The sequence below is a fragment of the Mesorhizobium sp. M7A.F.Ca.ET.027.02.1.1 genome (assembly GCF_004022985.1).
Lineage (GTDB): Bacteria > Pseudomonadota > Alphaproteobacteria > Rhizobiales > Rhizobiaceae > Mesorhizobium.
In genome coordinates this window covers 1-9,104 of record NZ_RZOL01000249.1, presented here as the reverse complement: position 1 = coordinate 9,104, position 9,104 = coordinate 1, and the positions used below count along the sequence as shown (strand labels likewise).

Annotated in this window: 12 protein-coding genes and 1 pseudogene; 7 read left to right on the top strand and 6 right to left on the bottom strand. The window is 62.6% G+C overall.

Annotated features, from left to right (window positions below):
* Together EN749_RS23680 and EN749_RS23675 are read left to right on the top strand one after the other, a co-directional pair.
* The coding region (locus EN749_RS23680) for an MFS transporter (RefSeq protein ID WP_128364075.1) at positions 1-589 on the top strand (589 nt) is incomplete at its 5' end.
* A complete protein-coding gene (locus tag EN749_RS23675) occupies positions 586-1,503 on the top strand; it encodes an aldo/keto reductase family oxidoreductase (protein ID WP_127397908.1) in 918 nt (305 codons plus the stop codon). The genes EN749_RS23680 and EN749_RS23675, both read left to right, overlap by 4 nt.
* 72 nt (positions 1,504-1,575) lie before the next feature.
* Here EN749_RS23675 and EN749_RS23670 read toward each other — a convergent pair whose 3' ends face one another.
* The 3 genes from EN749_RS23670 to carA all read right to left on the bottom strand — a co-directional run bounded on the left by EN749_RS23670 (position 1,576) and on the right by carA (position 3,504).
* On the bottom strand, positions 1,576-1,959 hold the full coding sequence (locus EN749_RS23670; protein WP_127397906.1) for a helix-turn-helix transcriptional regulator: 384 nt from the start codon (positions 1,957-1,959) through the stop codon (positions 1,576-1,578).
* Positions 1,960-1,970: 11 nt separating this feature from the next.
* Positions 1,971-2,222, bottom strand: a complete 252-nt coding sequence (locus EN749_RS23665; RefSeq protein WP_023809686.1) for a type II toxin-antitoxin system RelE/ParE family toxin — start codon at positions 2,220-2,222, stop codon at positions 1,971-1,973.
* A gap of 64 nt (positions 2,223-2,286) precedes the next feature.
* Positions 2,287-3,504 (bottom strand): glutamine-hydrolyzing carbamoyl-phosphate synthase small subunit, encoded by a 1,218-nt coding sequence (gene carA, locus EN749_RS23660; protein ID WP_127397904.1) that lies wholly within the window; start codon positions 3,502-3,504, stop codon positions 2,287-2,289.
* A gap of 276 nt (positions 3,505-3,780) precedes the next feature.
* Here carA and EN749_RS23655 point away from each other — a divergent pair, with 276 nt between their 5' ends.
* Together EN749_RS23655 and EN749_RS23650 are read left to right on the top strand one after the other, a co-directional pair.
* Complete coding sequence (locus tag EN749_RS23655) at positions 3,781-4,230, top strand: GatB/YqeY domain-containing protein (protein WP_013530126.1); 450 nt, start codon at positions 3,781-3,783, stop codon at positions 4,228-4,230.
* 133 nt (positions 4,231-4,363) lie between these two features.
* The gene (locus EN749_RS23650) at positions 4,364-4,678 is read left to right on the top strand and encodes a hypothetical protein (RefSeq protein ID WP_127396753.1); all 315 of its coding nucleotides are present in this window, start codon (positions 4,364-4,366) and stop codon (positions 4,676-4,678) included.
* On the opposite strand, the gene EN749_RS23645 is transcribed toward EN749_RS23650, so the two are convergent.
* Positions 4,668-5,672 (bottom strand): LysR family transcriptional regulator, encoded by a 1,005-nt coding sequence (locus EN749_RS23645; protein ID WP_127809609.1) that lies wholly within the window; start codon positions 5,670-5,672, stop codon positions 4,668-4,670. The two genes, EN749_RS23650 and EN749_RS23645, sit on opposite strands and share 11 nt — an antisense overlap.
* Positions 5,673-5,773: 101 nt before the next feature.
* Here EN749_RS23645 and pcaD point away from each other — a divergent pair, with 101 nt between their 5' ends.
* The 3 genes from pcaD to EN749_RS23630 all read left to right on the top strand — a co-directional run bounded on the left by pcaD (position 5,774) and on the right by EN749_RS23630 (position 7,348).
* Positions 5,774-6,565 (top strand): 3-oxoadipate enol-lactonase, encoded by a 792-nt coding sequence (gene pcaD, locus EN749_RS23640; protein WP_128364074.1) that lies wholly within the window; start codon positions 5,774-5,776, stop codon positions 6,563-6,565.
* 276 nt (positions 6,566-6,841) lie between these two features.
* Positions 6,842-7,087 carry a hypothetical protein gene (locus EN749_RS23635; RefSeq protein ID WP_023809680.1) on the top strand — a complete coding sequence of 82 codons (246 nt, stop codon included), beginning with the start codon at positions 6,842-6,844 and terminating at the stop codon, positions 7,085-7,087.
* Positions 7,088-7,132: 45 nt separating this feature from the next.
* Positions 7,133-7,348: a hypothetical protein gene (locus EN749_RS23630; protein WP_128364073.1), complete on the top strand. Its 216-nt coding sequence runs from the start codon at positions 7,133-7,135 to the stop codon at positions 7,346-7,348.
* A gap of 63 nt (positions 7,349-7,411) precedes the next feature.
* On the opposite strand, the pseudogene EN749_RS23625 reads toward EN749_RS23630, so the two are convergent.
* Both EN749_RS23625 and EN749_RS23620 read right to left on the bottom strand, forming a co-directional pair.
* Positions 7,412-7,558: pseudogene (locus EN749_RS23625) on the bottom strand (DUF2267 domain-containing protein); the annotation flags it as partial.
* 23 nt (positions 7,559-7,581) lie between these two features.
* Positions 7,582-8,499 carry an NADP-dependent oxidoreductase gene (locus tag EN749_RS23620; RefSeq protein ID WP_127396756.1) on the bottom strand — a complete coding sequence of 306 codons (918 nt, stop codon included), beginning with the start codon at positions 8,497-8,499 and terminating at the stop codon, positions 7,582-7,584.
* Positions 8,500-9,104 lie beyond the last annotated feature (605 nt).

Here is a 9,104-nt window from a genome sequence, read left to right as displayed (position 1 = left end):
CTTCCTGATGACGCTCGGGCACATGATGTATCCGGCGGTCTGGTCGTTCGTCTCCAGCTACCGCTATGGCTGGAGCGAGCAGCAGATCGGCTTCTCGCTCGGCGCCTTCGGCCTGTGCGGTGCGATCGTCATGGCGACGGTGCTGCCGCGCGTGATCCCGCGGCTTGGCGAGTGGAAGACGGCGGTCATCGGCCTGACATTCACGGCAGCCAGCGCCTTCGGCTACGCCTTCGCGTCGCAAGGCTGGATGATCTATGCGGTGATCGTCGTCGGCTGTCTGGAAGCGCTGGCCGATCCGCCGCTGAGGAGCCTCGCCGCCGCCAAGGTGCCGCCTTCGGCGCAGGGCGAGTTGCAGGGCGCGATGACCTCGATCTTCTCGATCACCTCGATCATCACGCCGCTGCTCTATACGGCGATCTTTTCCTGGTTCACCGGGCCAAGCGCGCCGGTGACCTTCGGCGGTGCGCCCTATCTGGTCGGCGCATGTTTTCTGACGCTGGCGGTCATCGTCTTCGTCACCAAGGTGGCGAGGCCCGCGGCGCGCGCAAATGTCTCCGCCGGCGCCGCCGAAGATGGAGCGCAGGTGTGAGTCACAGCCGCATTGCGCTGACTCGGGACGGACTGTCGCTGTCGCGGTTGGTCTTCGGCGCCTCGCGTCTGCTCGACAGCGCCGCCCGCCCGGATGCCGATCAGGTCGCACGGCTGATCGGCACCGCCGTCGATCTCGGACTGACCAGCTTTGATCATGCCGACATCTATGGGCACTATGAGGTTGAAGCGGCCTTCGGCGCCGGGCTGGCGCGCTGGAAAGGCAAGCGCGACAGCATCGAACTGATCTCGAAATGCGACATCATGAAGAAATCGCCAAACCGGCCGGACAACCGGCTGAAGCACTACGATACCAGCGCCACTCATATCGCGGCCTCGGTCGACCGCTCGCTCGCCAATCTCGGCACCGACTATCTCGACCTGTTGCTGCTGCATCGGCCGGACCCGTTGATGGATGCCGATGAGACGGCGCCGGCACTGGCCGGCCTGGTCAAAGCCGGTAAGGTGAGGGCGGTCGGCGTCTCCAATTTCACGCCGTCGCAGTTCGATCTGCTGGCCTCGCGAATGCCGTTCGCGCTCGCCACCAACCAGATCGAGATGTCGGTGCTGAAGACATCAGCGCTGACCGACGGCAGCCTCGACCACGCGCAGCGCCTTGCCTATGCGCCGATGATCTGGTCGCCGCTCGGGGGCGGCTCGCTGTTCACCGGCAAGGAGGGGCGCGAGGCGCGGGTGCGGGCAGCGCTTGCCGAGGTGGCAGCGGAAATCGGTGCCGGCGATCTTGCCGCAGTCGCCATCGCCTGGCTGCTGCGCCACCCGGCCCGATTGGTGCCGGTGCTGGGTTCGATGAAGCCGGAACGGCTGGCCGCCATGGTCAAGGCGCTTGATATCGGGCTCGACCGCCAGCAATGGTTCGCCGTCCTGGAAGCCAGTGAAGGCCGGCCGGTGGCGTAGGATGAGAACTAGATTCTTTGTTTGTCGCAATTCCCGGACGGGAAACCGTTTCACACTTTTCCTGGGATTGCTCTAGGGTTCGATCCATTCGCCGGGGATATCCAGCGTCTTTGCCAGCATGGCACTGGTCTGCGGCGATGGTTTGCGACGATTGGATTCGAGGTCCGACAGGAAACCCTGGCTGACACCAATGGCAGTCGCCAAATCGGCTTGGGTCAGGTTGCGCCAATTGCGCAGCGCTTTGAGCCGGCTCGAGCCCCGCAGGATATCCATCGTCACGGCAGCGGGCAGGGGCTTTTCCGTTTTGAGCTCGGCCTTCCGTTCATCGTAGATCGCCACATCCGCAGCATCTTCCACGGCTTCTTCAGCGGCATGCAGCAATGCCTCGTAGTCGGCCTTCGGGATGACGACCAGTTCTTCGCCGGTTGAGGTCTTGATGATTTGCGGGGCGTTCATGATGTCCTGTCCTATGGCCTGCTATAGGTCGTCGTTTCACGCTTGCCGATGTAGATCGCGAGAATCGTGGTGCGGTCTTCGTCGAATATGACGCGATAGCGGCCGATACGCAGTCTATAACCGTTCCGGCCGGCAAGACGCTTTACATCTCCACGACCGCTGACGGCGTAAGTGATCAAACCCTCGGAAACCTGCTCGCGGACATCCGCCGGCAGGTTATCGAGATCGCGAGCCGCCGATACCGAAAGGATGATCGTCTTCACAACAAGCAATATCGCACATTTATCGCTTTGTGTTAAGCGATATCGCTAACAGCATTCTGAAGGATCAAGCCCGTTCGGCCAGCAATTCCTCGCCGCGCTTCTCGCGGATTAGATTGACGAAGCGACGGAACAGATAGTGCGAGTCCTGCGGGCCGGGCGAAGCCTCCGGGTGATGCTGGACCGAGAACACCGGCCGGCCGGTCAGCGTGATGCCGCAGTTCGAACCGTCGAACAGCGAGACGTGGGTTTCCTCGACGCCCGATGGCAGCGAGTCGGCATCGACGGCAAAGCCGTGGTTCATCGAGACGATCTCGACCTTGCCGGTGGTGTGATCCTTGACCGGATGGTTGGCGCCGTGATGGCCCTGGTGCATCTTGGCGGTCTTGCCGCCCAGCGCCAGTGCCAGCATCTGGTGGCCGAGGCAGATGCCGAACACGGGGATGTCGGTCTTCAACAGATCCCGGATGACCGGCACGGCATAATCACCGGTGGCTTCCGGGTCGCCGGGGCCATTGGAGAGAAAAATGCCGTCCGGCTGCATGGCAAGGATTTCTTCGGCGCCGGTCTTGGCCGGCACCACCGTGACCTTGGCGCCGAGGCCGGCGAGCAGGCGCAATATGTTACGTTTGACGCCATAATCGATGGCGACGACATGCATTGTCGGTTCGGTCTGTTCGCCAAAGCCTTCGTTCCACACCCAGGGCGTCTCGCGCCAGACCGAGGACTGGCCCGAGGTGACATCCTTGGCGAGGTCGAGGCCGATCAGGCCCGACCATGCGGCGGCGCACCGCTTCAGATCGTCGAGATCGAACACGCCGTCGGGCGCGTGCGCGATGACGGCGTTGGGCATGCCCTTTTCGCGGATCAGTGCTGTCAGCGCGCGCGTGTCGATGCCCGACAGGGCGACGATGCCGCGCTTCTTCAGCCATTGGTCGAGACCGGTGCCGGCGCGATAGTTGGAAGGGTTGGTGACATCGGCCTTGAACACGGCGCCGACGGCACCGGCGCGGGCGGCGGGATTGAGGTCCTCGATGTCCTCGTCATTGGTGCCGATGTTGCCGATATGCGGGAAGGTGAAGGTGACGATCTGGCCGGCATAGGAAGGGTCTGTGAGGATTTCCTGGTAGCCGGTCAGCGCCGTGTTGAAGCAGACTTCGGCGACGGCGGAGCCGGTGGCGCCGAGACCGCGACCTTCGATGACGGTGCCGTCGGCCAGCACCAGAAGGGCGGTCGGCTTTTCAGTGGCCCAGGCGGGCGTCGAGGCGGCGGTCATCTCGGCCATGCGGCACTCCTATCAGGCCGCGCGCTGCAACCGGCCCGGCGGGCCATCTGCGCGGCAAACGGCGCGAAGCGGCGATTTCGCGGCCTCCACGCAGTCAAATTTCCGTTCATGCAAGGCCCAGTACATAGGGGAAGGGGGCAGGGCGGTCAATGATCATGCGAAATGCCGGAACGTTTTATTTCGCCTAGCAAAATCAGTGGCTTGCTCCGGCACATCAGGGTTTGCCTTGGCCCGCCCGCGGCGCTATTGTCCGCGCCGATCGAAGGAGAATGCACCATGCGCGGAAAAATCGCCGAATCCCTGAAGAGCGCGATGAAGGCGCAGGACAAGCACCGGCTGCCGACATTGCGGCTGATCCAGGCCGCCATTCACGACCGCGACATCGCTAATCGCGGTTCGGGCAAGGAGCCGGCCAGCGACGAGGAGATCCTGCAGATCCTGGCCAAGATGGTGAAGCAGCGCGAGGAATCGGCCAAAGCCTTCGACGACGGCAAGCGGCCCGAACTCGCCGCGCAGGAGCGCGGCGAGATGGAGATCATCCGCACCTTCCTGCCGACGCAGTTGGACGATGCGGCGGTGACGGCTGCGGCGCGCGAGGCGATCGCCGCGACCGGTGCGGCCAGCCAGAAGGACATGGGCAAGGTGATTGCCGCACTGAAGCAGAAATATGCCGGCCAGATGGATTTCGGCAAGGCGAGCGGCATCGTCAAGGGCCTGCTGCAGTAGGGTGCTGCTCATCTCGTCGCTTGGGTGGCCGACCGGGCGCTCCCGGAACCCAGATCCGTCCAGAATCGAAGTCCAGGAGTTGGAACTCGGATACCGCTGAGATGTTTATCCGTCATGCAACTGGAGAGATGTCATGACTGAGAACGAAACCCGCTATGAAACCGGTGCGACGAAATATCCGGCAAAGACCGATGCCGACGCTTCCGATGAATTCTCCCAGGATGCGGCCGCCAACAAGAAGCCCGTCGGCGGCATCGGGCTCACCCGCCGGATGGGCGAAGTGGAAGACCGAACCCGCCAGTCGGAGGGACAAAACCCGCCAAGGCAAGTCACGCCGAGCGCCGCAACCGAAAAGACGTCCGGCGCCGGCCCCGCTATCGCGGAGCGTTCAAAGGACGCCAAGGCTCCGAAGAGCGGCCGCCAGCCTGGAGCGTATGTCAAGAAGTGATCGCTGGACGGGACCCGAGAGGTCCTGGCGTTGCCACTTGCGCCTTTCGCGACTGGTTGGTGGGTGTCTGTCCGGCGGGCCCCGTCGGCTCCAATGCACGGCGCAATGCCGGCGCTTCCTGCTGGATATGATCCCACAGACGGTTGGCGATCGGCCCATGCGGCCGGTCGCGGCGCCGCGCCACCACCAGTTCGTCGGTGCGGCCCGGCAGGTGGCGGCCGGCAATGGATTGCAGGCGCCCGTCATACAGTTCTTCCTCGATCAGGAAGCGGGGCAGGTGGCCCCAGCCAAGGCCCTGCAGGATTATCTCCTTCTTCATGCCCTGGTCGGCGACGAGGCATTGCGGCGCGCCTTCGATCAGCGAATAGTTTTGTTGTGGCGAATGGCGGGCGCTGTCGCGCATGACGCATTGGGTGAGTGCCTGCATCTGATCCAGAGTGATCGGCTGCTCGATACGCCCGGGCAGAAAGCCCGGCGCCACCACGGGAATGAAGGACACCTTGCACAGATCGACCCATTCCACCCGCGCATCGCCCTTGTCGACCCAGTGCAGGATCAGATCGGCTTCGTCATCGAATAGACGCTCCCATGGGCCGCCCACCGCTTCAAAATGCAGATGCAGGCGCGTGCCGGGGCACTGTGCGAAGAACCGCCCGAGCATGCCCAGCACATGCGGGCGCGGGCACAGGTCGCCTATCACCACGTGGATCTCGCTTTCCTCACCCATCGCCAACTGGGCGGCATGGACGCGCAAACCGTCCAACTCGCGCAGCAGCGATAGCGCTCGGCGGTGGAACGAAAGCCCGGCCTCGGTCGGACGCACGCGATAGCCGCTGCGGTCCAAAAGGATGAGGCCGAGCTGTCGTTCCAGCTTGGCGACGGCGGCGAACACCGCCGGGTGCGAGCGATACAGCATGGCCGCCGCAGGTTGAAAACCGCCGGTGCGGACCACTGCATCGAAGCATTGCAGGTCGTGCAGAGTGAATTCGGCCATATCAGTTTTTATTACAGAGATTGTCCTATCTTTGTAATATCAACAAAATCGCTCCACGGCTAGGCTCTGTCTCGTTCAACGTTCCAGAAGGAATCTTCATCATGAATGAGCTGAATTTCGTCACAACGGGCGACGGCACGCGCATCGCCTACCGCTTCGATGGCGAGGCAAGCAAGCCGGTGCTGGTGCTGTCGAATTCCATCGGCACCACGCTGCACATGTGGGACAGGCAGATCGGCGAATTGTCGAAGCATTTCCGTGTCCTGCGCTACGATTTTCGCGGCCATGGCGGATCGAGCGTTCCCGTCGGCGCCTACTCGCTCGACCGGCTTGGCCGCGACGTCATCGAGCTGCTCGACGCGCTCGACCTGCAACGCGTACATTTCCTTGGCCTGTCGCTCGGCGGGTTCGTCGCGCAGTGGCTCGGCATCCACGCGCCCGAGCGGATCGACCGGCTGATCCTGAGCAACACCTCGTCCCATCTCTCGCCGGCAAGCTATTTCGACGAGCGGATTGCCGCGGTGCGGCAGGCGCCGGACATGTCGGAAACCGCCGAGACGTTCCTGAGCAACTGGTTCCCCGCGTCGATAATTGCCGCCAACGAGCCGGTGGTCGAAGAGTTTCGCACCATGCTGCTGGCTATCGACCGGCAAGGTCTGGCGGGTCTGTTCGCAGCGGTTCGCGACGCCGATCTTCGCCGCACCGTAGCACTGATACCGCGGCCGACGCTGGTGATCGCCGGTCGGCACGACACGGTGACAGCAGCCAGCCACGGTGAGATGATTGCCGCGGCGGTGCCCGGCGCGAAGCTTGTAGTGCTGCCCGCGGTCCATCTGTCGAACATCGAATATCCGGCAGAGTTCATCCAGGCTGTGGTCGATTTCCTGCGCTGAGCTGGAGCGCGACGGAAAGGCGTGCGGCACCAGTCCGGCGGTCGCCGAAACGTTCAAAGGACGTATTGGTTCAGAAGGCGGGGCGGCGGCCTCGGTCAACGTGAGCCCTAGGTGAACCGAGCCATCTGGCGAAAAGCTTATTCAACGCCTTCGGAACGATCCCGTCACCTTGCCATTATCAGCACGAGAGCCGGCTCGGACAGGCAAGCGCCGTGACCCGACCTTAGAGGCGGCCGATGACTTTCGAGCGCCAACACGAACACACCGGAGGAAGCGATGACTGGACGCAAAACCCATGACCAACAAATTCGCATCATTGAAGAGCGGGAAAACACAAAGAATGCCGGCAAGGATTTCGATTCAGAGGCGGATCTGAAACGATCAGCGGCGGAACGCGAAGCGCTGCGCAAAGGATCGGACATGAGAACCGACACACCTGACCTCGTCGATCCGGACGACCGCAACATCCTTCGCGGCAAAAATCAGGAAAGCGTCCATCACAAAAATCGTCCTGACGACTAGATGAGCACCGATCCTGGAACATTTGTCATAGATTGGAGGCAGCCCATGGCACGCGGGAGCAAGAAACACATCGGAGCAGGTTCACAGGGAAAGGGTTCTGGCACAGGCGCCATGACCGTAACGCCAAAGGACAAGCTCAAAGAAAACCAGGTTCTGTCCAATCGCGACAAGGCACAGCATTCCAAAGAACGCGGTTTGGACTCCAGGCAGATCGCGACCGAGCAGCATCAGGATCATGCCGCCAACCGTTTGCGGGACTGACGCTTGACACGGGCGCCAGCCTCGGCACGGCTGCCCAGGGAGTCGTCAGGTTCGATGCCGACGCTATTTGACTCCGAGGCTTTCGGGCCAGAGCGCCTGGATTTCTTTCGGCAGGGCATCGCGCACCTTGGCCGATTGGCCAAGATCAATATGCCGTGCAAGAACTCGGAACACCGAGCGTGCCGCCTCCTCGGGATCGACGGGGCGAGAGGGACGGCAGAAGCACCAACTCGCTAGGCGGAAACCTCAAGCACGATCTTGCCACGCACATGCTCATTTTCCAGCCGTTCTTCCGCTTTGGCGACCTCTCCAAGAGGGTAGGTGGCTTGCACGAAGGGGGTGACCTTGCCGGCCTCGATGAGGCGGCCGATCTCGGCAAGATGCGCCGCATTCGGTTCGGCCAGATAGGAGACGCCACGCGCCCGGCGCAAGTTTGCCTTTTCCTGCGACGGTTCGGAAAGAGTGGAAACGAGCGTCCCGCCAGGTTTGAGCACCTCCCAGGAGCGGTCCTGCGTGTCGCCTGCGACAAGGTCGAACACCAGGTCGACCGCATCGACGACCTCTTCGAAACGCTGGTTCTTGTAGTCGACCGTCTGATCGGCGCCGAGCTCACGGACGAAAACCACGTCCTCGGCGGAAACGGTTGTCGCGACGAACGCGCCCGCGGCCTTGGCGAACTGGATCGCCAGATGACCGACGCCGCCGGCGCCGCCATGGATGAGAACCCGTTGCCCGGATTTGAGGCCGCCATGGTCGAAAAGGCCCTGCCATGCAGTGATGCCGGCAAGCGGCACCGCCGCGGCTTCGACATGGCTGAGACGATCCGGTTTCGCAGCCGCCTCCGTCGCCTTGACCACGACAAATTCGGCATTGCCGCCCCGGTCATGACCAAGCATCGCGAATAACGGGTCGCCCTTCTTCAACGTATTTGCCCGCGTGCCGCATATTTCCACCGTGCCGGACACGTCGCGCCCGAGTGTGACCGGCAGGTTCTCGTTCGTCGAACCTTCGCGGATCTTGTAGTCGATCGGATTGACGCTCGCGGCGCGAACCCTGAGCACAACCTCGTCGTCAAGCGGTTGAGGCAAGGGGACTTGATCGATCGAAAGAACCTCAGGTCCGCCAAAAGCATGGATGCGGGCTGCTTTCATGTCGGCATATCTCCTGTTGCTTGGCTGTCGGCGACGGTGTCTGCTGGGCTGTCGTCAGCGGCTGTGCAGCCCAGGTCGCGGAGGCAGGCACACCGGTTTCCCAGCGGGCCACCGCCGCTGCAAGGTCGCCACTCCTGCTAGGCCGTAGACTGCGTCGGCGGGTTTTGATTCACATGGCGGCAAGGCTAGAACCAGACTTGCTGGCTTTCTAACTGGGTAGCAGGCCGTTGGTTCCAACCACCGCAATCGGCTGAACGTGGTGCCGGAAATTCTCTCCTCGGCCAGAGCATTCAACCAGTCTGATCCATCCGGCCCTTATGCACACAGCTGTTTTGAGTAGCGACGCCGAGGAGAGAGGCGGGGCCGAAGCTGCTGGCGCGCTGACCTTGGAGATCGGATTGAATCATTGCTGGTGGGTCGCAGGGCCGCCGATCAATGCAGTTCGCACGCCGAACATAAAGCGGCACGGTCTTAATCAACGCGGCGGTGCGATGCGGACTTCAAGACGCTTCGCAGATCGGCAGCGGCTGCGGCGGCGGTGCCGGATGATCCTTCCTGTATTGGGCGATGATCGGCTCGAGCGTCTTTCGCGCCCAGAATTTCGG